Annotated in this window: 19 protein-coding genes and 2 tRNA genes; 12 read left to right on the forward strand and 9 right to left on the reverse strand. The window is 72.5% G+C overall.

The features are described from left to right. Positions 1 to 248: 248 nt before the first annotated feature. Positions 249 to 635, reverse strand: a complete 387-nt coding sequence (locus ABZ783_RS06335; RefSeq protein ID WP_357434828.1) for a hypothetical protein — start codon at positions 633 to 635, stop codon at positions 249 to 251. Positions 636 to 920: 285 nt separating this feature from the next. Between ABZ783_RS06335 and ABZ783_RS06340 the strand changes: the two genes are divergently transcribed. The 5 genes from ABZ783_RS06340 (at position 921) to ABZ783_RS06360 (ending at position 5,776) form a co-directional block, all read left to right on the forward strand. Beyond that, positions 921 to 993, forward strand: a tRNA-Asn gene (locus ABZ783_RS06340). A gap of 168 nt (positions 994 to 1,161) precedes the next feature. Continuing rightward, entirely contained in the window at positions 1,162 to 3,300 is a 2,139-nt protein-coding gene (locus tag ABZ783_RS06345) for an MMPL family transporter (protein ID WP_357434829.1), read from the forward strand. After that, complete coding sequence (locus ABZ783_RS06350) at positions 3,290 to 4,531, forward strand: NAD(P)/FAD-dependent oxidoreductase (protein ID WP_357434830.1); 1,242 nt, start codon at positions 3,290 to 3,292, stop codon at positions 4,529 to 4,531. Before ABZ783_RS06345 ends, ABZ783_RS06350 begins: the two co-directional genes overlap by 11 nt. A gap of 142 nt (positions 4,532 to 4,673) precedes the next feature. Continuing rightward, positions 4,674 to 4,750: transfer RNA gene (locus ABZ783_RS06355), tRNA-Ile, on the forward strand. 300 nt (positions 4,751 to 5,050) lie between these two features. Continuing rightward, a complete protein-coding gene (locus ABZ783_RS06360; RefSeq protein ID WP_357434831.1) occupies positions 5,051 to 5,776 on the forward strand; it encodes a DUF2510 domain-containing protein in 726 nt (241 codons plus the stop codon). An 88-nt stretch (positions 5,777 to 5,864) separates the two neighbouring features. Here ABZ783_RS06360 and ABZ783_RS06365 read toward each other — a convergent pair whose 3' ends face one another. Continuing rightward, entirely contained in the window at positions 5,865 to 8,318 is a 2,454-nt protein-coding gene (locus ABZ783_RS06365) for a metallophosphoesterase (protein WP_357434832.1), read from the reverse strand. 250 nt (positions 8,319 to 8,568) lie between these two features. Between ABZ783_RS06365 and ABZ783_RS06370 the strand changes: the two genes are divergently transcribed. Continuing rightward, positions 8,569 to 8,964, forward strand: a complete 396-nt coding sequence (locus tag ABZ783_RS06370; RefSeq protein WP_357434833.1) for a hypothetical protein — start codon at positions 8,569 to 8,571, stop codon at positions 8,962 to 8,964. Between the two features lie 67 nt (positions 8,965 to 9,031). Here the strand turns inward: ABZ783_RS06370 and ABZ783_RS06375 are convergent, their stop codons facing one another. The 3 genes from ABZ783_RS06375 to ABZ783_RS06385 form a co-directional block, all read right to left on the reverse strand. Further along, positions 9,032 to 9,916, reverse strand: coding sequence for a glycine betaine ABC transporter substrate-binding protein (locus ABZ783_RS06375; protein ID WP_357434834.1), 885 nt, complete (start codon positions 9,914 to 9,916; stop codon positions 9,032 to 9,034). Between the two features lie 74 nt (positions 9,917 to 9,990). Continuing rightward, positions 9,991 to 10,884 (reverse strand): ABC transporter permease subunit, encoded by an 894-nt coding sequence (locus ABZ783_RS06380; RefSeq protein ID WP_357434835.1) that lies wholly within the window; start codon positions 10,882 to 10,884, stop codon positions 9,991 to 9,993. Beyond that, a complete protein-coding gene (locus ABZ783_RS06385) occupies positions 10,881 to 12,149 on the reverse strand; it encodes a glycine betaine/L-proline ABC transporter ATP-binding protein (RefSeq protein WP_357435290.1) in 1,269 nt (422 codons plus the stop codon). Before ABZ783_RS06385 ends, ABZ783_RS06380 begins: the two co-directional genes overlap by 4 nt. Positions 12,150 to 13,199: 1,050 nt before the next feature. On the opposite strand from ABZ783_RS06385, the gene ABZ783_RS06390 reads away from it, so the two are divergent. Next, positions 13,200 to 13,469 carry a hypothetical protein gene (locus tag ABZ783_RS06390; protein ID WP_357434836.1) on the forward strand — a complete coding sequence of 90 codons (270 nt, stop codon included), beginning with the start codon at positions 13,200 to 13,202 and terminating at the stop codon, positions 13,467 to 13,469. Continuing rightward, positions 13,469 to 14,506 carry a hypothetical protein gene (locus ABZ783_RS06395; protein ID WP_357434837.1) on the forward strand — a complete coding sequence of 346 codons (1,038 nt, stop codon included), beginning with the start codon at positions 13,469 to 13,471 and terminating at the stop codon, positions 14,504 to 14,506. Before ABZ783_RS06390 ends, ABZ783_RS06395 begins: the two co-directional genes overlap by 1 nt. 242 nt (positions 14,507 to 14,748) lie before the next feature. On the opposite strand, the gene ABZ783_RS06400 is transcribed toward ABZ783_RS06395, so the two are convergent. Continuing rightward, positions 14,749 to 15,336, reverse strand: a complete 588-nt coding sequence (locus ABZ783_RS06400) for a helix-turn-helix domain-containing protein (RefSeq protein WP_357434838.1) — start codon at positions 15,334 to 15,336, stop codon at positions 14,749 to 14,751. A gap of 71 nt (positions 15,337 to 15,407) precedes the next feature. Here ABZ783_RS06400 and ABZ783_RS06405 point away from each other — a divergent pair, with 71 nt between their 5' ends. Next, positions 15,408 to 16,613: an FAD-dependent monooxygenase gene (locus tag ABZ783_RS06405; protein ID WP_357434839.1), complete on the forward strand. Its 1,206-nt coding sequence runs from the start codon at positions 15,408 to 15,410 to the stop codon at positions 16,611 to 16,613. A 48-nt stretch (positions 16,614 to 16,661) separates the two neighbouring features. Here ABZ783_RS06405 and ABZ783_RS06410 read toward each other — a convergent pair whose 3' ends face one another. Both ABZ783_RS06410 and ABZ783_RS06415 read right to left on the reverse strand, forming a co-directional pair. Next, the gene (locus tag ABZ783_RS06410) at positions 16,662 to 17,189 is read right to left on the reverse strand and encodes an SRPBCC family protein (protein ID WP_357434840.1); all 528 of its coding nucleotides are present in this window, start codon (positions 17,187 to 17,189) and stop codon (positions 16,662 to 16,664) included. Between the two features lie 2 nt (positions 17,190 to 17,191). Continuing rightward, the gene (locus tag ABZ783_RS06415; RefSeq protein WP_357434841.1) at positions 17,192 to 17,500 is read right to left on the reverse strand and encodes a metalloregulator ArsR/SmtB family transcription factor; all 309 of its coding nucleotides are present in this window, start codon (positions 17,498 to 17,500) and stop codon (positions 17,192 to 17,194) included. A 116-nt stretch (positions 17,501 to 17,616) separates the two neighbouring features. Here ABZ783_RS06415 and ABZ783_RS06420 point away from each other — a divergent pair, with 116 nt between their 5' ends. From ABZ783_RS06420 to ABZ783_RS06430, 3 genes are all read left to right on the forward strand, one after another. Next, complete coding sequence (locus tag ABZ783_RS06420) at positions 17,617 to 18,546, forward strand: LLM class F420-dependent oxidoreductase (RefSeq protein WP_357434842.1); 930 nt, start codon at positions 17,617 to 17,619, stop codon at positions 18,544 to 18,546. 302 nt (positions 18,547 to 18,848) lie between these two features. Then, positions 18,849 to 19,574: a hypothetical protein gene (locus ABZ783_RS06425; protein ID WP_357434843.1), complete on the forward strand. Its 726-nt coding sequence runs from the start codon at positions 18,849 to 18,851 to the stop codon at positions 19,572 to 19,574. After that, a complete protein-coding gene (locus tag ABZ783_RS06430) occupies positions 19,571 to 20,809 on the forward strand; it encodes an FAD-binding protein (protein ID WP_357434844.1) in 1,239 nt (412 codons plus the stop codon). The genes ABZ783_RS06425 and ABZ783_RS06430 overlap by 4 nt, the downstream gene beginning before the upstream one ends. Positions 20,810 to 20,829: 20 nt before the next feature. Here ABZ783_RS06430 and ABZ783_RS06435 read toward each other — a convergent pair whose 3' ends face one another. Beyond that, positions 20,830 to 22,338 (reverse strand): hypothetical protein, encoded by a 1,509-nt coding sequence (locus tag ABZ783_RS06435; RefSeq protein ID WP_357434845.1) that lies wholly within the window; start codon positions 22,336 to 22,338, stop codon positions 20,830 to 20,832. Between the last annotated feature and the right edge of the window lie 23 nt (positions 22,339 to 22,361).

Genomic DNA, 22,361 nt, shown 5'->3' on the forward strand with positions numbered 1-22,361 from the left:
GGGCGGGTCCGCCTCAGCGCGGGACGAGAGCTGAGGAGGTCGCTGATGTGGTGACAAGAGCCTGGCCAGGTTCTACGCGAGACGATATTTGCGGACGCGAGCAAAGAGAAGAGGTCGGAGCCAAAAGTTTTCTATGAATCGCTTCGACTTTTGTTCAGGATCAGCAAAAGTAGGAAGGTTGGGTCCCGTCCGGACAGACGAGAACGGGCCGGTCGCCTGATGGCGACCGGCCCGCTGCCCTGATGGCGTCAGGAGTTGCTGCCGGACGGCTTGGTGCTCCCGCTGCTGGTCGACGCGTTCGACCCGCCGCTCGATCCCGTACCGGCCGAACCGGACTTGGCGCCGACGGAGGCCGGCGTCCCGGCAAACGGCTTGTCGGCCGAGGTGAGCCCCGGCTTGCCGCCGTTGCCGCTGGTCAGCTTCTCGCCGAGCTTCGTCTGCCCCAGCCTGTCCTTACCCTCGGCATAGAGCCGGTTCGCCTGGGCCTGCGCCACACCCGCCGCCTCCTGGACGGTCGGGTGGTCGAGCACCTTGCGACCCCGGACCACGAGCTCCTCGTACTTCTCCCGACCGGCACGGGCGCCCAGGACGAATCCCGCAGCCAGCCCGCCAAGAAACATGATCTTTCCGCGCATGGCGGCTCCTTCCGTACCTGACGCGCCGCCGTCCCCGACTGGGCGGTTGCCGACCGGGAACGACCATCTCGCGCCTGCGTCCTCTGTCGGCGGCTAACTACCCATCCTGCTCTCCGCTCATGCCTCCGCGTGCCCAGATGGCGATTTGTCCGTATTGATGATTGATCGTGTCGCCCGGAAATGCCGCCGCGGATGGCGGTAACCCCCTGGCGCACCACCCCCGGATGTCCTGTACTCTTGTCCCCGTCGCCCGGCGCGGAGAGATCCGAACCGGGTGATCTGCGGTCCCCCGTAGCTCAATTGGCAGAGCAGCCGGCTGTTAACCGGCAGGTTTTTGGTTCGAGTCCAAACGGGGGAGCTTCGCTCCACAGACGCCCGTCGACCCCAGGTCGGCGGGCGCTTCTCGTTTCCCTACCCCAACATCGCGGGCGGTTTCCGCCCGAACGGTGCGCTCTGCCCGGCAGGATGGAGGTCGACTGGGACTCCCGCTGCGTCGGTTCGTGCGTCGGTTCAAAGGTGGGTGGAGATGGCCGGAGGACCGCACCGCTGGACGGCGACGCTGATCGCGGCGGCGGTCGTACTGGGTTGGCTCGTCATCGGGGCGATCGCCGGACCGTACTCGGGGAAGCTCGGCGATGTCGCCACCAACGACAACGCGGCCTTCCTGCCGGCCAACGCCGAGGCGACCCGGGCGCAGGACCTGTCCGCCGGCTTCGTGACCAGGCAGACCACCCCAGCCCTGGTCGTCTACCAGCGGACCGCCGGCATCACCCCGGCCGACCAGCAGCGCGTCCGGGCGGACGTGGCCCGCTTCGCCCAGGTGCCGGGGGTGGTCGCCCCGCTGCCGCCGCCGATCGTCAGCCAGGACGGCCAGGCGGTGCAGGTGATCGTCCCGATCGCCAGCGCCGAGGGCGAGCGGATCCGGCAGGTCGTCGACCAGTTGCGCGGCATCGCGGGCGCGGACCGGGACGGGCTCTCCGTGGACGTGGCCGGGCCGGCGGGCCTGCTCGCCGACCTGATCGAGGTCTTCACCGCCATCGACGGGCCGCTGCTGCTGGTCACCCTGGTGGTGGTGCTGGTGATCCTGCTGATCGTCTACCGCAGCCCGGTGCTCTGGATCTGCCCGCTGCTCGCCGCCGGCATGTCGTACGCGCTGGCCTCGCTCTTGGTCTATCACCTCGCGCGCAGTGACGTCATCAAGCTGAACGGGCAGGCGCAGGGCATCCTCACCGTGCTGGTCTTCGGCGCCGGCACCGACTACGCGCTGCTGCTCATCGCCCGCTACCGGGAGGAGCTGCACCGGCACGAGCGCCCGTGGGACGCGATGCGGACCGCCTGGAAGGGCGCCGGCCCGGCCATCATCGCCTCCGGCGCCACCGTCATCCTCAGCCTGCTCTGCCTCCTGCTGTCCAGCCTCAACTCCAACCGCGCGCTCGGCCCGGTCGCCGCCGTCGGCATCGCCGCCACCCTGCTGGTGATGCTGACCTTCCTCCCGGCCCTGCTGCTGCTCGGCGGCCGCTGGGCGTTCTGGCCGCGACGGCCACGCTACGACCACGCCGACGCGCGTACCGAGCACCGCGTCTGGGGCCGGATCGCCGGCTTCGTCGCCCGGCGGGCCCGGCCCGTCTGGCTGGTCACCGCGGTGGTCCTGGCCGCCCTCGCCGGCGGCGTGACCCAGCTCGACGCCAACACCCTGGGCCAGTCCAGTCTGTTCACCCAACGCACCGACTCGGTGGCCGGGCAGGAGGTGATCGACCGGCACTTCCCGGCCGGCACCGGCAGCCCGGCCACCATCTTCACCACCGAGGCCACCGCCCGGCAGGTCGCCCAGGTGGCCCAGGGCGTACCCGGGGTGTCCGCGGTGCGCCCGGTCACCGGCCAGGGGCCGGGCGGGCCACCCGAACCGAACGCGCCGCCCAAAGTGGTCGACGGGCGGGTGCAACTGGAGGCCACCCTCGCCCACCCGCCGGACAGCCACGCCGCCGAGCGGACCGTTCGCGACCTGCGCGAGGCGGTGCACAAGGTGCCCGGCGCCGGTGCCGTGGTAGGCGGCTTCACCGCCGTCAACGTCGACACCGCCGACGCCGCCGTCCGGGACCGCAACGTCATCATCCCGGTGGTGCTGCTGGTCATCGCGGTGATCCTGGCCCTGCTGCTGCGCGCCCTGCTCGCCCCGCTCCTGCTGATCGCCACCGTGGTGCTGTCGTTCCTCGCCACGCTCGGCCTCTGCGCGCTGATCTTCAAGTACGGCCTGGACTTCCCCGGCGTCGACCAGTCGTTCCCGCTCTTCGCGTTCGTGTTCCTGGTCGCCCTCGGCATCGACTACAACATCTTCCTGATGAGCCGGGTCCGCGAGGAGTCGGTCCGCCGGGGCACCCGGGCCGGGGTGCTGGCCGGCCTCGCCGTCACCGGCGGCGTGATCACCTCCGCCGGCATCGTGCTCGCCGCCACGTTCTCCGCGCTCGCCGTGCTACCGCTGGTGGTGCTCGTCGAGCTGGGCGTGGCGGTCGCCATCGGGGTGCTGCTCGACACCATCGTCGTCCGGTCCCTGCTGGTGCCCGCGCTCGCGTACGACATCGGGCCGAAGGTCTGGTGGCCGAGCCGGCTGTCGCGGGCCAACCGGGACGGGGATCGGGCCGGGGCGGAGGTGACACATGCCCGCTGAGACCGACGTGGTCATCGTCGGTGGTGGCCTGGCCGGCCTCGCCGCGGCCCGGCGGCTGCACCGCGCCGGCGTGCCGTGGCGGCTGCTGGAGGCCGGCGACCGGCTCGGCGGCCGGGTCGCCACCGACCAGGTCGACGACTACCTGCTGGACCGCGGCTTCCAGGTGCTCAACACCGCCTACCCGCGGCTCGGCGGCCTGCTCGACCTGGCCGCCCTGAACCTCGGCTGGTTCAGCGCCGGCGTGCTGGTCCGCCGCGGCGACCGGCTGGACCGGCTGGCCAATCCGCTACGCGAGCCCGCCAGCCTCGCCGGCACGCTGACCGCCGGGGTCGGGTCGCTGTCGGACCGGTTGCGCTTCGCCGGGCTCGTCACCGGCTGTGCCACCCTGCCGGTAGGCCGGCTGCTCACCGCGCCGGAGACCACCACCGAGGCGGCGCTGCGCCGGGCCGGCCTCTCCGACGCGATCATCGAGGAACTCCTCCGGCCGTTCCTCTCCGGCGTCTTCCTCGACCGGGAACTGGCGACCTCCAGCCATGTGCTGGCCGTGATCCTGCGCTCGTTCGCCCGGGGGCGGATCGGCCTGCCCGCGCGGGGGATGGCGGCGCTGCCCCAGGCCGTCGCGGCCCCGCTGCCCGCCGAGCTGATCGACCTGAACAGTCCGGTCACCGCGGTCGCGCCGGGCCGGGTCCGCACCCAGGCCGGCGACCTCGCCTGCCGCGCCGTCGTGGTCGCCGTGGACCCGCCGGCGGCAGCCACCCTACTGCCCAGGCTCAACCGGGTGCGCATGCACGGCTACACGACCTACTACCACAGCACCGACACGCCGCCCCTGGCCGAGCCGATCCTGCTGCTCGACGGGGAACGGCGGGAAATGGTCGCCAACACCGTCGTGGTCAGCCGCGCCGCGTCCACGTACGCGCCGGCCGGGAAGCACCTGGTGGCCACCTCGGTGGTCGGGCCGCAGGCCCCGCCCGAAGCGGTCATCCGGCCGGAGTTGGACCGGCTCTACGGGCGGTCCACCGCCGACTGGACCCACCTGACCACGGTCACCGTCCCGGACGCGCTGCCCGCCGCGCCACCGCCGCAGGGCCGGCTGCGCAAACCGGTCGCGCTCGGCGACGGGCTCTACGTCGCCGGCGACCACCGAGACAGCCCGTCCATCCAGGGGGCGCTCGCCAGCGGCTGGCGGGCCGCCGGGGCGGTGCTCGCGGAGCTGCGCAGCGAGGGCTGAGCGCAGTGGACCATGCGGGCACCCGCCGATCCGCTGCGCGCTGTTATCCTCGCGTTGCCCACCGTGCCGGTCGGATCTTGAGCCCGGCCGTTCGGGTGGTGGCCGGTGATCCGTTGAGCGGGTTACGATCCGGCGCGGTAGCGGGGCGGTAGCTCAGCGGGTTAGAGCAGGGGACTCATAATCCCTCGGTCGCGGGTTCGAGTCCCGCCCGCCCCACCATGAAAACGCCCTGGTCAGGCAGCCGACGACCCGGACGAACGGCGCCAAGATCGGGACCAACGCCCTCAGTTCGCACTGGGTCCGCAGCAGCACGAGCCGCCGCCCGGTCGAGGCGGTCCGCCACCTGGTCCTCGCCCAGCCGCCAGCGCGCAAGCCGGATCCGGCGGCTGGACCGGACGAGGCGGTAGACGGGCGATCGACTACCAGTCGACGCTGGGGCATACGCCCCAGGCTCTCCTGGCGCAGCCTGTCCTGATTCACGTCTTCTCCCGTGCGGATGGTCGTGGCAAGGTTTCCTCTGTGCAGAGTGGCGGGGATGGTGCGACGGTTGGGCCGCGGCCCGGTTGGTATCCGGATCCCTCCGGGCGGCAGCCGGTCCGCTGGTTCGACGGCGACCGGTGGACAGCGCACGTGATCGACGGCCGGCAGCAGCCACAGCTGGACCCGCTGCCCGGTGACGCCGCCCCGCCGCCCGTTCCGCCCGGCCCGCCGCCGGGGGTGTCCGGGGCGCCGGCTCCCGCGCCGGGACAGCCGTCCGCGAAGCTTCCGGTCGGGTCGCTGGTCGTACGGTGTCTGGTCCTCGGCATCGTGGCGGTGCTCCTGGTGCTCGGCTTCCTGGCGCTGCCGTACGCCGGGGTGGACAGCCCGCCCCGGGACTTCAGCTACGCGCCGGTGCGCTATCTGGAGCTGGGCGCCTGGCTCAACGCGTACGACACGAAGATGAGCGCCTGGGGACGTGCCTACTCGCACGGGCTCGGCCCGCTGATCGCGCTCGTGGTGTGGGCCGCGGTCGCCGGCACGGTGCTGCTGGTGGCGCTGGTGCCCCGCTACCGGACCCGCGAGCCCTGGTGGACGGTGCTGGTCTTCGTGCTGGCGGTCGCGGCGGTGTTCGGGGCGATGGTCGCCTCGCCCAGCAACGACACCATCCTGCTGAGGTCGGCGGCTGGTTACCTGACGGTGCTGGCGGCGCATGCGCTGCTGGTGTTTACCTGCCCCCTCACGAACCGGCGGCGGCGACCTCGCTGATCACGGCATCCGTAGCCAGGTCGGGTGGTTCGGGGCGACGCCGGTCGGTCCGGCGCCGCCCCGAACCGAGGCGGAACTGTTTTCCCGTCTAGCGGCTGGCGAGGAACTCGTTGATGGCGATGGTGACTTCCTGGCCGGTGGTGTGGCTGCGCACGATGGACATCACGCGGTCGTGCAGGTCGGTGGTGCCGGTCTGGTCGTAGGTGTCGGAGATGACCAGGTCGAGCCAGGGTCGTTTGATCGGTTCCGGTTTGCCTGGGACGGGTTTGGCGAAGAAGTCGGCGAGGGCGTCGGCGATGCGGCGTTTCGCGGTGGCGAGCTGCTGCGGCAGGTCGCCCTGCCGGTCGGTGGGCACCTTTGCCAGGGTCGCGGTGGCGTCGGTGAGATCGGTGACGGCGGCGTCGAGTTGTGCGGGGGTGGTCAGTTCGGTTGCGGCGATGCGGTTGAGCAGGTCGCGGGTCTGGACGAGGTGTTTCACGACGGTCAGTCGCTGGTTCAGCGCGGTGACCTGGGTGGCTTCGGTGACCTTGGCGATGGCCGTCTCGGCGGTCGTGATCGTGTCCGTCGACGGGTTGGCCTCGGCGGCGGCGACCGCGTCCTGCGCCGCCTTCAGCAACTGCGCCTGCTGGTCGGCGAGTTGCACGCTCATCGCGCCGACGATGAGGGGCAGGTTGTTCGCGCCCACGATCCGCATGTCGGCGTTGCCGTTCTGCCGGTTCCGGAACATCACCTGACGCAGGTCGAGGGTCACGGTCTGCCAGGTGTTGACCATGGCGGCGGTGATGCTCACGCGGGTGGAGCTCTGGTACGCCGACCCGGTGGTCGCGGAGTCGTACTGGAGGACGAACGAGCCGGTGACCGGGGAGCGGTACTCGATGGTCGCGGTGGCGTCGTACGGGCCGCCGGTGAGGTAGCGGTCGTCGACGGCGAGGTAGAGGTTGTTGCCGGAGTTGAACGTGTTCCGGTCGATCTGCAGGGCGCGCCGACCGTAGACGACGATCTCGTGTGCGGGGCCGCTCTCGTACGGGATCCAGGTCAGCCCGTCGGGCTCACCGGAGAAGTCCATCGAGACCCGGGTCGCCGGTGGGGCGGGTGGGACCACGTCGAGGCGTACCGCCGAGACGGCGAGCGGAAGGTTGGCCAGCGCGTTCAGCCGCAGGTCCGCGCCGCCGTTCTGCCGGTTGGTGAACCGGACGTCGGGAAGGTCGATCGTCGTCGTCTGCCACTGGTTCACCTGGCCGGCGCCGATCGTCACCGCCGTCGAACGCTGGTAGGCCGAGCCGCTCTGCTGCGAGTCGTACTGGATGGCGAACGAGCCCGGGACCGGGGAGCGGTAGCTGATCGTGGCCTTCACCTGGTACGGCCCGCCGAAGATCGCCGCGTCGTCGACGAACATGTACAACTGGTTGGCGCCGCCGAAGGGATTCCTCTGCAGCTCCAGTGCCCGGCGGCCGTCGACCTCGGTGGTCAGGAACGGGCCGTCCTCGTAGTTCCGGTAGGTCAGGCCGTCGGCCTTGTCCGTCGCGGCGTCGAATGAGACCGTGTACCTGTTCGGGATCGGGTTTCCGCCCGGGTCCGGGTTCGGGTCGACCCAGTCCGACCGCTCGGCCAGGTACGCCCGGCCCTGCGCGTCCTTCTTGAGCAGGAAGTAGTAGTCGACGGCGCCCGGCAGGGACAGGTACTCCGCCTTCAGCGAGTCCGGGGTCACGGTCAGCCGCATCGCCCCGAAATGCGCGGCATCCCGGAACTTGCTGCCCGGCGCGACGCTGAACAGCGGCGTCAGGCCGGCGCCGCCGTTGCCGGAGATGGCGATGTGGTAGCCGTCGGCCGTCTCGATGTGCTCCGCGTGGTGATCGTGGCCGGCGAGGATCAGGTCCACGCCCGGCGTCATCAGCCAGGCGCGGTCCAGGTTGTTGCCGGCCTTGCCGGAGGAGTAGATCGGCTGATGGCCGCCGACCACCTTCCAGGCGGCCGAGCTGTTCGTGAGCGTGTTGCGGTACGTGTCGTAGATCGGCGGCTTCGCGCTGCCCGTCGCCGTCTGGCAGTTGGCGTCGGGGTTGACGAAGTCGAGCAGCCCGTTGCCGAAGCCAGCGACGAAGGCGGCGGGCACCTTGAAGTAGTCCAGGCTCGGCTGGACGCTCTCCGGCGAGCAACCGTTGCCGTAGTCGTGGTTCCCCATGATCGGGAACATTCGGCCGGCGTCGATGTCCGCCTTGTACGGCGCCTGGGCCTTGACCACCTCCTCGGGCAGGCCCTGCTGGTAGGTGTTGTCGCCGGTGGTGAGGATGGCCGCCGGGTTCCAGGAGTGGACCATGTCCGCGACCTGGTACTCCTCCGCGCAGGTGCGGTCAACGCCGCAGCCGCCGTAGTCCCCGATCACGGCGAGCACCAGGCGGTCCTGGGGCGGCTGTTGGGTGTCGACCGGCGGGGTGATCCGTTGCAGCTCGCCAGCGGTCGCGCCCGCCGTGCTGGCGAGCCCCGCCGACAGGGTCAACGCAGCGACCGAGGCCAGTGTGACGGCGAGTTTTCGTTTGGCTAGCACGTCCAGCTCCTTGCGGGTGTCGCGATCAACGACGCCGGACGCTAGGCGGTTGCGGTGATAGCCCGATGAACCCGAGACCAACCGGACCGGGCCGGCCCCTGACCAGGCGGTCGGAGGGCCAGCGAGGGCGGCGCAGCCCCGTGTGCCAGCCGGACGCGCTGCCCCGCACGGGCCGGGGGGTCCGCGGCGGGGCGTTGACCCGAGTACGGATGCTCATCCGCCCGGCCGCCGGTACCGGCAGGATCGGGCCGTGACCACAACGATGCGTACTCTGCTCGGCGGGCTGCTGCTGGCGGCGGCGACGGTCGGCGCCTGGTGGGCCTGGTTGGGCTGGGGGACCGGCTACACGGTCGACCCGGAGACCGGCGCCACCAGCGGCCCCTACGCGGTGTGGCAGGTGGCCGGCTGCGTGCTGACCCTGGCCCTGATCGCCGCGGTCGGCGGCTGGTGGCGCGGCCCGTGGCTGGTGGCCCCGGTGATGACGGTGGCCTTCACGGCCGCCTGGGCGCGGCACGCCGCGTCGACCGACGCCACCGGGCTCTGGGCGGTCGGGGCGGCGCTGGTCGCCATCGGCACCGCGATCGGGTCCACCCTGGTGAGCGCCGGTGCCGGGTGGCTGCGGCGCCGCCGGCGGCCGGCCCGGTGAGAAGTGACCCGGGCCCCTGACCCGGGGGCCCGCCGGCAACGCGGCGGGCCCCCGGTCACGGGACGGGTCAGGCGAGCGCCTTCAGGTAGTCGGGGTTGGCCTTCAGCCACTCCTCGACGGCCTTCTTCTCGTCACCCTTGTGGGTGTTGAACATCAGGTCCTCCAGGGACCCGAGCTGCTGGTTGTCCATGGTGAACTTCGCCAGCATCTTCGTGACCTCGGGGAAGTCCTTGCCGAAGCCCTTGCGGCCGAAGGTGTTGATCTGCTCGGCCTGGCCCAGGGTGCCCTTCGGGTCGGCCAGGTCCTTCAGCTCGTACTTCGCGTAGGCCCAGTGGGGGTGCCAGAGGGTGACCACGATCGGCTTCTGGTCGGCGATCGCGGCGTCGAGCGCGGCCAGCATGGCCGGGGTGGAGGAGGTCTTCAGCTTCATGGCGTCGGCCAGGCCGTAGCCCGGCAGCACCTTCTCCTGGGTGGCCTTGGTGAGGCCGGCGCCCGGCTCGATACCGATCAGCTGCCCGCCGAAGGTGCCGGCCTTGCCGGCCAGATCCTCGAGCGAGTCGACGCCGTCGACGTACTTCGGCACCGCGATGCTGAGGCTGGCGTCGTCGTACCAGACGCCGATCTTCTCCAGCTTGTCGCCGTACTTCTCGAGGTAGGAGGCGTGGGTCTGGGGCAGCCAGCCGTCCAGGAACAGGTCGATGTCGCCGCCGGCGAGCCCGCCGTAGACCAGCCCGGCCTCCAGGTTCTTGAGCTGGACCCGGTAGCCCTTCTCCTCCAGGATGTGCTGCCACAGGTGGGAGGCGGCGATCGCCTCGTCCCAGGCCATGTAGCCGATGGTGATCTTCTTGCCGTTGCCGGACCCGCCGTCCGACTTCGCGCTGCAGGCGGCACCGCCCAGCGCCAGGGTGGCGGTCACGGCGAGCGCCAGCACGCGCCTCAGGGTCGTGAACACGGATTGTCCTTCCTTCTCTGAACAGCCGGCGGACCCGCGTACGCGGGCCCAGGGGTGCCGGCGGAGGGCGACGGTCAGGCGGCCCGCCGCGCCAGGCGCTGCGCCCGCGCGGAGGGGAACCGGTCGCCCACGGAGTCGGTGAGCCGGTCGAGCACCACGGCGAGGACCACGACGGCGATGCCGCCCTCGAAGCCGCTGCCCACCTCGACCTGGGAGAGCGCGAACATGATCACGTCGCCGAGGCCGCCGGCGCCGACCATGCCGGCGATGACCACCATGGACAGGGCCAGCATGATGACCTGGTTGACCCCGGTCATGATCGTCGGCAGGGCCAGCGGCAGCTTGGTCCGCAGCAGCACCATCCACGGTGGCGCGCCGAACGACTCGGCGGCCTGGACGATCTCCTTGTCGACCTGCCGCAGGCCGAGCTCGGTCAGGCGTACGCCGGGCGGCATGCTGAACACCAGCGTGGCCAGCACGCCGGGCACGGTGCCGATGCCGAAGAAGAAGATCGCCGGGATCAGGTAGACGAACGCCGGCATGGTCTGCATGAGGTCCAGCACCGGCCGGGCCACGGTGGACGCCCGCCGGTTCTCCGCGATGAAGATGCCCAGCGGGATCGCCAGCAGCAGGGCGAGCACGCTCGCCACGAGCACCTGGGCGAGGGTGCTCATGGTCTCCTCCCAGTACGGCATCCCGGCCACCACGCCGAGGCCGACCGCCGTCCCGAGGCCGAACTTCCAGCCGCGCAGCCACCAGCCGAGCCCGGCCAGGACCAGCACGACCGCCACCGGCGGTACGCCGGTGAGCAGCTCGTCGAGCGGGCGGACCAGGGCGTCGACCACGGCCGCGACCGCGTCGAAGACCGGGCCGAGGGCGCCGGTGGCCCAGTCGACGGCGGATTCGGTCCAGGCGCCCAGCGGCACCCGGGGCAGCTCGACGTCGAGCGGGGACCAGGTGTGACTCATGTCGGCTCTCCCTTCGTGCCCACCAGCTCGACCTCGGCCGGGTCGGGTGCCGGCTCGTCCACCGCGGCCACCTCGTCCGGGGTGGCGCTGGCCAGGGCGCTGAGCAGGGTGATCCGGGGGATCACCCCGGCCAGCCGGCCCCGGTCGTCGAGGACGGCCACCGGATGCTGGCTCTCCGCGCAGTCGGCGAACAGGTCGGCCACCGCGGTGTCCTCGGTGACCGTGCGGACCCGCTCGGTCGAGACGTATCCGTCGAGGCTCGGCCGGCCCTCGCGCAGCGCCCGCAGCACATCGTCCTCGGTGACCGTGCCGAGGAACTTCTTCATCGGCCCGGTCACGTAGACCGCCGAGGTCTGGCTCTCCCGCAGCGCCTTCGCGGCCACCCGGGGGCCGGCGTTGACGTCCAGGACGTGGTGCGGCTTCTCCATCACCGACGCGGCGGTCAGGATCCGGGTCCGGTCGACGTCGGCGACGAACTGCGCCACATACCCGTTGGCCGGGTCGGTGAGGATCTCCTCGGCGGTGCCGATCTGGACGATCCGGCCGTCCCGCATCACCGCGATCCGGTCGCCGAGCCGCATGGCCTCGTTCAGGTCGTGGGTGATGAAGATGATGGTCTTGCCCAGTTCGGCCTGGAGTTCCAGCAGCTGGTCCTGGATCTCCCGGCGGATGAGCGGGTCCAGCGCCGAGAACGCCTCGTCCATCAGCAGGATGTCGGTGCCGGCCGCGAGCGCGCGGGCCAGCCCGACCCGCTGCCGCATACCGCCGGAGAGGTCGTGCGGGAGCTTGTCCGCCCACTCCTCCAGGCCCACCATGCGCAGCGCGTCCAGGGCGCGCTCGCGCCGCTCGGCCTTGGGCAGGCCGGCGACCTCCAAGGCGTAGCCCGCGTTCTCCAGCACCGTCCGGTGCGGCATCAGCGCGAAGTGCTGGAAGACCATGCTGATCTTCTCGCGCCGCAGCTTGCGCAGCGCGGCGGGCTTGAGCGTGGTCAGTTCGACCCCGTCGACCTGCACACTGCCCCGGGTGGGCCGGAGCAGACCGTTGAGCATCCGGATGAGGGTGGACTTGCCGGAGCCGGAGAGGCCCATCACCACGAAGATCTCGCCGGGGCGTACCTCGAAGTTCGCGTCGATCACGGCGGCCGTGGCCGGCAGGCCCGCCAGCGCCTCGGCGCGCGGGGCGCCGGTCGCGAGGCGCCTCATCGCCTCGTCAGCTCGATTGCCGAATATTTTGTAGAGCGACTTCACTGCGAGTGCGGGCACGATCCCCTCTCCGATGGAACCGGTGGCGGATCACGCCATCGGTGGCCATCTTCGCGTCTCGTCCGTCGATATCAACATCGGTCACATTCCGGGGGCCGCAGGGGCCGGCCCGGAAACTTACCGACGTCATCGGCGAGAATCCAGTCGTAACCGGGGGGACTGTGGAATTAACCACAAAAACTGCACGCTTTTCGGCGTCGAATTCGGTCGCCGGTACGTACGGCGGACGTGCCGCACCGGGGTGTGCGCCGGGTGGTTGGACCCGCTCTGGGCTCTTTGTTCCGTCCGGTGCGGGTGCCGGTGCCGAGCGGTCCGCTGCCGCCGTTCGTCCCCGAATATGACGACGGCGATAGAGAACAGTCATGAGCTCGTGATTTTCCGTCACGCGATTGTCATATTCGGACGGCGATCCCGACCCGTCGGGCGGCGCGGTTCCGCAATCGAGTCGGTTGCCTTCCGGAAATCGCCGAATATGGATCGCCCGCGTCCGAAGAAGCCGAATCCAGCGCGCTCGTGGGCGCGGCACCGCATGCTCGCCGGATGCCAGGCGTGTCCTCCCACGACCAGCCGGCCGATCGGATCGCCTGGTCTCGCCGGCCGACCGCCGCGACGATCCGACCGTGCCGAGGCACGGCTCCGCCAGGGTTGCCGCCGCGGCGGCAAGCTGATCGAGGACAGACCGGCCGACGGATTGCCGACAGGACGTCCGACCCCCGCCCGGCGCATTGTTGGTGCAGTGGAGGCTTTGGATGGCGGGCCACATCCCATCCCTCCGGCCCCGGCGGCGACTCCGTGTCGTCGCCGGACGCCGCCAGCGCCGAGCGCGGCCGTGACGCCGCCGGCGGGCCCGGCCACCGCCCGGTCCACCGCGCGCCGCCCGGCCGAGGCCCGGCCCGGTGCCGTCCTGACCGGACGGTGCCAGCCGTCAGGACACCGACGTCACCACTTCCGACCGGCCTCGCCGGGATCGTCGTCGTGAACCGCGGCGCCCCGCCTGACCGGCCGGGCGTACCGGCGGACGCCGGGCGCAGAGCAAGGAAGGAGGGGGCGGAGATGGCCGCTCCCACCGTGACCGCCAGCCTCAACCGCTCGACCTACTCCCCAGGCGACCAGATGACCCTCACGGTCACCTACGCCGACCCCGACACCCGGCCCGTCACGGTCACCATCGTGGTGACCGACTCCCAGGGCAACAGCAGCGCCCCGGTCAAGGCCACGGCGGTCATCGACCCGCTCACCGTGAACGTGACCGACGATTCCGGCCGGACCTGGACGAAAGTCTCCGACACCGGGTCGGTGGCCGTGTACCGGGCGGTGGCGTGATGCCGCAGGTCACGGTCACCGTGCGGGACAACGGCGGGCACACCGCCACCGCCACCGCCAGCTACACCGTCGCCCCGCCGGTGCTGGGCGGCTACTACCTCGCCGGGAACGCCGACCCGACGGCCGACCTGGCCGGCGGCAACTTCCGCTCCCTCACCCAGTACCGCAGCTTCGCCGACGGCTACACCTTCCCCGGATACAACCAGTCGTGGCTGACCACCCTCGGCCGCAAGGGGATCGCGGTCAACATGGTGCTCGAACTGAAGTACTACGGCGCAACCAGCATCGGACCGCAGACCTTCACCGTGGACGGGGCCAGCTACACCGTCCCGGCCCCGGCGATGACCATCCAGCAGCGCCCGGGGACCACCTGGCCGAAGGCGTACGGGTACGGGCAGGTGCTCGCCGGCCTCTGCGACGGGCTCTTCGCGAGGGCGCTGTCGCAGTACCGGACCCTGGGCTTCCCGGTCAACATCCAACTCGCCTCCGAGCTGGACACCGACCACGAGTTCGGCACCACCGAGTCGGGGGTGGCGTACGACTGGGCCAACTCGGATGCCCGGGCCGTGCAGGCGATGACCTACATCGTGAACTGGTTCAAGGCCCGCCCGCTGCCCGCCGGCACCACCTTCTCGGTCGGCTCGGGCGGCTTCGACCGGGCCGCCTACCGGCGTACCCACCCGGAGTCGCTGATGGCGAAGCTGGACTTCCTGCATTGGAACGTCTACGCCACCGACCCGAGCGACACCGCCCTGGGCCGGTTCCGGCGCACGAAGGACTGGGCGGTGACCGACCTCGGCCCGGTGGCGCTCTCCCGTCCGGTGCTCATCGCGGAGTGGGGGGTACGGGTTGCCGAGTTCCCCAATCAGGCCGCCTGGATCGCCACGGTGCCGGCGGCCATCGCCCAGCTCAACGCCGAGCGGAGCCCGCGGATCGTGCGCACCAACTACTTCAACTCAGGCTGGGGCACCCTCACCCCGAAGGACGCCGGGCTGGCCGCGCTGCGGGCGGCATACGCCACCCGGCCGTACGTCTGACGAGCCGGCCCAGCGTTTCGGCCTACGCGCCGAAACTCGGCTGACGCGTCGGCCCCGCGCGGGCCGGCGGACCCCTCTGCACGCCGGCCTCTGGGCCGGGGGACCCCTCCACCCCCCGGCCCCAGGTCGATACGCCAGCGGGGCCTGTCCGACGTGGACCGATCGCTGTCCAACGTGCTCGCCAAGCTCCAGGTGGCCGACCGCGGCCAGGCCATCGTCCGGGCCCGGGAGGCCGGCCTCGGTCAGCCCTGACCGGCGCGGAACTCGTCGGCGACGATCCGCAGCGCCCGGGTCAGCTCCGCCGCCGACGGCGCCGCCTCCGGGTCGACCAGGTACTGGGCGGCCAGGCCGCCGAGCAGCGCCTGGTGGAAGGCGCCGAGCGCGAGCGCGGTCGGCTCGTCGGCGGCCGGGTCGACCCGGTGGAAGACCTCGGCGAGGCCGATCCGGGCCTGGTGGTTGGCGGTGGCGAACGCCGCCCGCAGTTCCGGTAGGCGGTCCATCTGCGCGATCAGCTCGAACTGGATGGCCCAGAGCGGGCGCAGCCGGGCGAAGGACTCGATGATCCGCTCCCAGGTCGCCTCGAATCGCTGCTCGGGCGTGGCCGTCGCGTCGGCGTCCTCGGCGAGGGCGCGGCCCAACTCCTCACCCCATTCCGCCATCGCCTCGATCAGGGCCTCGTTGAGCAGGGCCTTCGTGGTGCGGAAGTGGTAGCCGATGGCGGCCAGGCTGGTGCCGGCCGCGGTGGCGACGTCCCGGGCCGTGGTGCCCGTGTATCCCTTCTCGATCAGGCAGCGCTTGGCGCCGGCGAGCAGGTCCTCCCGATTTCCCATGCCGACAGGGTAGCGGATTTCTTGAACAAGCGTCTTGCACAACTGTCTAACACGCTTGTACAGTCATCGCCATGACCGATGTGTTGATCTCCGGCGCCGGTGTCGCCGGCCCCGCTCTGGCCTGGTGGCTGCGCCGTCACGGCTTCCGTCCAACCGTCGTCGAGCGCGCCCCGGCGCTCCGCGCCGGGGGCTACAAGGTGGACATCCGGGGCGCGGCCCTGGCGGTCGTCGACCGGATGGGCCTGGGGGACGAGGTGCGGCGGCACGACACCGGCATGCGGCTGGCCCGCTTCGTGGACTCGTCGGGCCGACAGCTCGCCACCATGGACGCCGCGCTCTTCGGCGGCCGGGAGGGGGACGACGTCGAGGTCATGCGCGGCGACCTGGCCCGCATCCTGGTCGACGCCACCCGCGACGTGGACTACCTCTTCGACGACTCGATCGTCGCGCTGGACCAGCGGGCCGACGGGGTGGAGGTCGCCTTCGAGCGGGCGCCGAGCCGCCGCTTCGACCTGGTGATCGGCGCCGACGGGCTGCACTCGACGGTGCGGCGGCTGGCCTTCGGCCCCGGCTCGGCATACCTGCGCCCGCTCGGGCACCACATCGCGATCTTCACGGTGCCGGCCGAGTACGGCGAGGAGCGGGTCGAGCTGATGCACCCCGCCCCGGGACGCACGGTCGGCGTCTACCGGACCGCCGGCGCGCCGGACGCGCGGGCCCTCTTCCTCTTCCCCTCGCCGGCCGAGGAGCCCGACCGCCGGGACGTCGCCGGGCAGCAGGCGGCACTGGCCCGGGCGTACGCCGGGGCCGGCTGGCGGGTGCCGGAGTTGCTCGCCGCGATGCCGGACGCGCCGGACTTCTACTTCGACGCGATGAGCCAGGTGCGGATGGACGGCTGGTCGACCGGGCGGGTCGGGCTGCTCGGCGACGCCGCCTACGGTGCCTCGCCGGCCTCCGGACAGGGCACCAGCCTGAGCCTGGTCGGGGCGTACGTGCTGGCCGCGTCGCTGGCCGAGGCGGCCGGCGACCCGGCCGCCGGGTTCGCCGCGTACGAGCGGCGGATGCGCCCGTTCGTGGCGGCGAACCAGCAGCTCGCCGAGCGCAACCTGAAGGGCATGGTGCTCGGCTCGGCCGCGCAGATCCGGTTCCAGACGCTGATGCTGCGGCTCATGCCGCACCTGCCGGGCCGGGAGGGGATGATCCGCCGGGTCACCGAGCCGATCCGCAAGGCGGCCACCGCGATCACCCTGCCGGACGTCCCGGCCACCGCGCGCTGAATCAGGCGGCCGTGGGGGTGGCGCTCCGCCGCCCCCACGGCGTCCGCGTCAGGAGTCCAGCCGCTCGGCGTACGCGTCGCGCAACCGTGCCCAGCCGAAGTCCAGCGCCTCGCCACCGCGGATCGGGCCGACCGGGTCGCCGTCGAGCAGGTGGCCGGCCACGTCCAGGCAGAGGTGCCAGCCGGCGGCCATGATCGGGGCCTGGTCGGCCTTCTCGATCCGGTGCCGCAGGGTCAACCGGGTGCCCGGGCCCGCCGGGGCCAGCTCCCAGCGCAGCAGGTCGTCGCCCCAGGTGTACTCCAGCAGCGACGGGCGCTCGGCGCGGACCACGGTGGCCGGCGCCTCGAAGGTCCGATCGCCGTCGACCATGCTGAGCGTGGCCCCGCCGGGCGTGCCGAGGTCACGGCTGGCGAGGAAGGGCGCCCACTGGGCCAGCTGGTCCGGCTCGGTCAGCGCGGCCCACACCTTCTCCGGCGGGTGCCGCAGGTCCCGGACGAACACCAGGTCCCACCGGTCACCGGCCGGTACGCGGGCGACCTCGGCGAGCGGGCCGGGCCGGAAGTTGTCGCGCTCCATGGTCACTCCTGACTGTCGAGGTGCCGCTCCAGGGCGTCGAGGTGGTCCGCCCACATCCGCCGGTACGGCCCGAGCCAGTCGTCCACCGCGCGCAGCGGGCCCGGGTCGATCCGGTAGATCCGCTGCTGGGCCGCGGTGCGGCAGGTGACGAAGCCGGCCTCGCGGAGCACCTTGAGGTGCTTGGAGACGGCCGGCTGACTCATCCCCAGCGCGTCCACCAGGTCACCGACGCTGCTCTCGGTGCGGCGCAGCCGGTCGAGGATGCGGCGTCGGGTGGGTTCGGCCAGGACGGCGAAGGCGTCGACGGACACCGTCCCAATATGCCTCATCGGTTATATGCCTGTCAAGGAATGCAGGGAGCTCGACCGCCCGGGCAGGTCCCCTCCTTCCCCCTCGGCCGGGCCCGGCGGCTCAATATGCTCGGGCCATGGAACTGCGGATCTTCACCGAACCCCAGCAGGGCGCCAGCTACGACCAGCTGCTCGCCGTGGCCCGCTGCGCCGAGGAGACGGGCTTCGGCGCGTTCTTCCGCTCCGACCACTACCTGAAGATGGGCTCGGTGACCGGCGAGCCGGGCCCGACCGACGCCTGGACCACCCTCGCCGGCCTGGCCCGGGACACCACCCGGATCCGGCTCGGCACGCTGATGACCGCGGCCACCTTCCGGCTCCCCGGCCCGCTCGCCATCACCGTGGCGCAGGTCGACCAGATGAGCGGTGGCCGAGTCGAGCTGGGCATCGGCACCGGCTGGTACGCCGACGAGCACACCGCGTACGGCATCCCGTTCCCGCCGGTCGGGGAGCGCTTCGACCGGCTGGAGGAGCAGCTCGCCGTCATCACCGGGCTCTGGGAGACCCCGGCCGGTCGGACCTTCGACCACCCCGGCAAGTACTACCCGGTGAGCGACTCGCCGGCGCTGCCCAAGCCGGTGCAGCAGCCCCGGCCGCCCATCCTGCTCGGCGGGAAGGGGCCGAAGCGCACGCCCCGCCTCGCCGCCCGGTACGCCGACGAGTTCAACCTGCCGTTCGCCTCGCTCACGGACTCGGCGGCCCAGTTCCAGCGGGTGCGGGACGCCTGCGCCGAGGTCGACCGGGACCCGTCCACCATGGTCTGGTCCAACGCCCTGGTGCTCTGCTGCGGGCGGGACGAGGCGGAGGTGGCCCGCCGGGCCGCGGCGATCGGCCGGGAGCCCGCCGAGCTGCGCGAGAACGGCCTCGCCGGCACGCCCGCCGAGATCGTCGACAAGCTCGGCCGGTACGCCGGGATCGGCAGCCAGCGGGTCTACCTCCAGGTGCTCGACCTGACCGACCTGGACCACCTGGAGCTGGTCGCCGCCGAGGTCATGCCGCAGCTCTGACGATCGACCACGCCCGCCCGGCGGCCGTTCGAGGCGCCGGGCCGGGCCCCGGCGGCTCCGGCTCGGGCTCCGGGATCGGCGCCGGCACCGGATGCCCGGTCGGTGCGGCGCCGACCGGGCCGGGGCCCACGCCGGTCGGGTCGAGCTCCTCCGCGGCCGGGCGCACCACGGGGCGGCGGGTGGGGGCGGGGTCGCGGTGGCTGGTCATCGGCACCGGGTTCCCCGTCCGGGCCGAATCAACCGTGCCTTGACAGGTGGGCGGAAAATGCACCCGGACGACGGCGTCGGATCGGGGGTACGACATGGAACTGCACCGCAGCCGGGGGACACTGCCGCTGGCCATCGTCTGCGTGTTCGGCGGGGTGATGGTGCTCGTCGCCGGTGAGGGCTGGCTGCTGCGGATGCTGGCGGCACTCGGGGTCGTCGTGGTCGGCGGCGCGGCGCTGGTCGGCGCGGTGCGGCCGTTCCGCTTCGTCATCGGGCCGGACGGGCTGGACGTGCGCCGCCCGGGCCTGCGCGGGACGTACCGCTGGGAGTACTTCGACGCGCTCGCCCTCGACGACCGGGGGAGGCTGGTCGCGGTGCCCGCCGTCGGCCTGGGCCTGCGGACCACCGCGCGGCACCCGCGCGACGGCCGGCCCGCCGTCGAGCTCCTCCACCTCACCCAGGTACGCGAGAGCCCGGACGAGATCGCGGCGGCGCTGACCCGATACTCCGGTGGCCGGTTCACCGACGCCCGCACCCCGGTGGCCACCCAGCTCCCCGGGACGGAGATCGCGTTCACCGTCGCCCTGCGCGGCTACGGAACGGCGCCGGTCGACGAGCTGGTGGGCCGCGCCCAGGACGCGCTGGCCCGGGGCGGCCCGGCCGAGCGGCGGGCCGTCCGCGCGGAGATCGAGCAGGCCCGGGCCGCCGGCATCCCGGTCGGGCTGCGCGGGTACGACATGGGCCAGGTCGACGCCGCGCTCGGCGCGCTCCACGCCGCCCTCGCCGAGGAACCCACCACCGACCGGGAGACCACCGCGTGACCGACGCCGGCCGCAACTGGGCGGGCAACGTGCGGTACGCCGCCCGGGCCCGCCACCGGCCGTCCAGCCTGGACGAACTGCGCCGGCTGGTGGCCGGCGCCGACCGGGTGCGGGCGGTGGGCACCGGGCACACGTTCAACCGGCTCGGTGACACCACGGGCGAGCTGGTCTCGCTGGCCGGGCTGCCGCCCACCGTCGTGCTGGACCGCGACCGCGGCACGGTCACCGTCCCCGCCGGCCTGCGCTACGGCGACCTCGCCACCCGCCTGCACGCCGAGGGGTACGCGCTGGCCAACCTCGCCTCGCTGCCGCACATCTCGGTGGCCGGCGCGGTCGCCACCGCCACCCACGGCTCGGGTGCCGCCCACGGCAACCTCGCCACCGCCGTGGCCGCCCTGGAACTGGTCACCGCCGACGGCGACCTGCTCACCGTGGACCGCGCGGACCCGAGGTTCGCCGGGATGGTGGTCAACCTCGGCGCACTGGGCGTGGTCACCCGGCTCACCCTGGACGTGGTGCCCGCCTTCCAGATCCGCCAGTACGTCCGGCTCGGCCTGCCCCGCGCGGCGCTCGACGCCGCCTGCGACGTGGCCTACAGCGTGAGCGTGTTCACCGGCTGGCGCTCGTCCCGCCTGGACCAGGTGTGGCTCAAACAGCGGGCCGACGCGCCACCACCCCCGGCGGACTGGCTGGACACCGTCGCCGCCGACGCGCCCTGCCACCCGGTGCCCGGCATGCCGGCGGAGCACTGCACCGCCCAGTTCGGCGCGCCCGGACCGTGGCACGAGCGGCTGCCGCACTTCCGGCTCGGCTTCACCCCGAGCAGCGGTGACGAACTCCAGTCGGAGTGGCACCTGCCCCGCACCTCGGCCGCCGCGGCGCTCGCCGCGCTCGACCCGGCCGCCGAGCGGATCGCCGCCGTGCTCCAGGTCTGCGAGCTGCGTACGGTCGCCGCGGACGGGTTGTGGCTCAGCCCGAACCACGACCGGGACAGCCTGGCGATCCACTTCACCTGGATCGGTGACGCGGCGCGGGTGGCCCCGGTGCTCGCCGAGGTGGAGGAGCGGCTGGCGCCCTTCGCCCCGCGCCCGCACTGGGGCAAGCTCTTCGTCCGGAACCCGGCCGCCACGTACCCCAGGTACGACGACTTCCGTGCCCTGCTGGCCGACCTCGACCCGGCCGGGAAGTTCCGCACCGACGAACTCGACCGCTACTTCCCCCACGGTCCCCGGTGACGGCGAGCCTCCCGCCCGCGCTACCGCCAGTCCGCCGGCTGGCCGGCCGGCTGACGGCCCACGGCCGGCTGACGGCCCACGGCCGGCCACAGCACGGCCAGCGCATACGCGCACAGCACCGCGAAGCCGGCCCAGCCGGGGAGCGGGTAGTACCCGGCGGACGGCGCGTAGTGGACGAGCACCTGGGGATACTCCACCACCGTCTGCCGGACGGCGAAGCCCGCGGCCGGGGTGAGCCGCAGCAGCCATTGCGACACGGCGTCGGGTAGCAGCGGGACCGCGGTCACCGCGTAGGGCAGGGCGACGAGGGCCAGCGCGGCGAGGACGGCTGCCCAGCGGCGCCGCAGCAGGACGCCGAGTCCGTAGGCGAGCATGCCGCAGAGCGCGAGCGCTGCCGCGACCCCGACGACGACCCGCGCCCCGGTCAGCAGGGAGACCGGCTGCACGGGGATGCCGTTGCCGCGCAGGATCGCGGCGCCGGCCGGCAGGACCACGCCGACGGCGACGAGCCCGGTGACGAGGCTCGCGGCGCCGACGACAACCGCTCCGGCGACTACGACCCGGCCGGTTGACGGCGGCGAGCCCGGCCGGGCACCGAATCGGGCGGCGACGACGAGCACGATGATCAGCGCGATTACCAGACCGGGTAGCGTGCTCTCGGCGGTGCGGGCGCCCTCGCCGCTGTCCGGGCCGATGTCGCCGGTCCCGCTCACCGTGAACACACCGTCCTTCTCGACCGCGCCGGACGCGTTGTGGTACTTCTCCCAGTCGGTGTGGTTCATCTCGCCGACCGCCTCGCTGCGCCACCCGCCGCCGGCCGCACCCGCCAGGCTGACCTGGTCGAAGACCCCGGTGGCCTGCGTGAAGCGGACCTCCTCGACGGCGCCGCCCAGGCCGACCCGGCGTAGCGTGAGGTCGCCCGGGGAGGTGGCGAAGATCCCGACCTGCACGGTGTCCGGAAGGCCGCTCAGCGTCGCCGTCCCGACGGTGTGCCACTGCTGGCCGTCGGCCGACTCGGCGCCCGTGATGGTGTCGCCGGACCGGGTCAGGCGTAGCCACCGCGGGGACTGCGGCGAAACGCTGCCGGTGCTTCCGGCGATGTCGTGCCGGTAGTCGTACTGCATCCGTACGCCGTGGCTGCCGGTCATCATGAGCGCCGCGTAGGCGGAGCCCTGCCGGAGGCCGTCCTTGACGAGGATCCCGGCCTTCGCCCACGGCACCAGGCCGGAGACGATCTGGTCGTGGTCGGGCGGCGGATAGGTGATCGTGCCGGTCATCGAGGTCATCCGCACGGTGATGGCCCCGTCGCGACCGAGGTCGCGGTGGAGGAACCAGAACCGGTCGCTGACGACGGAACCATCCGCGGCGGTCGGCGTGGTGGGGCACGGCCCAGCACAGGACGAGTGGTTGCCCAGGGCGGCGAGCAGGCCGAGGGCGATCACGGCGAGGGCAGCGGCCGCCAGGGCGATCAGCCGGCCGGGGCGACGGAAGGATCTCCACTCCCGGTGGAGGAGTTCTCTGCGCAACATGCCGTGGTTGTACGGGTGCGGGC

The organism is Micromonospora sp. NPDC047738 (genome assembly GCF_040642675.1).
Lineage (GTDB): Bacteria > Actinomycetota > Actinomycetes > Mycobacteriales > Micromonosporaceae > Micromonospora.